This window comes from Priestia sp. SIMBA_032 (genome assembly GCF_046535215.1).
In the GTDB taxonomy this organism is placed as follows: domain Bacteria; phylum Bacillota; class Bacilli; order Bacillales; family Bacillaceae_H; genus Priestia; species Priestia aryabhattai.
In genome coordinates this window covers 1-281 of the sequence record NZ_JAWRXD010000471.1, presented here as the reverse complement: position 1 = coordinate 281, position 281 = coordinate 1, and the positions used below count along the sequence as shown (strand labels likewise).

Below are 281 nucleotides of genomic sequence, written 5' to 3'. Positions count from 1 at the left end.
TGATACTTCTCCGTACGTTCTTCTCCAATTTTTTCACGCATACTATTCATGATAGCTACTTCTAAAGTAGGAGCTACCCCGCCACAGTATACATACTTACGTATTTTATTCGCTGGTGGTGGTGCAACATCATTTAATTTAGCCAATAAAATTTCCACATATTCTCGTAGTGAAGATTTGATGGTACTTGTTAAATCAATGGATTCACCTGTATTCTCGTTTTTTAATACAAACTTTTGCTTGCTGTAGTTATCGAGAATAAATTGATCAAAGGTACGTAA

1 protein-coding gene is annotated in these 281 nt (G+C 34.9%); it reads right to left on the bottom strand.

Features of this window, described 5'->3' with window-relative positions; all coding sequences use genetic code 11:
- On the bottom strand, window positions 1-281 hold a 281-nt coding region (locus SB717_RS35185), incomplete at both ends, for an Alp7A family actin-like protein (RefSeq protein ID WP_486360790.1).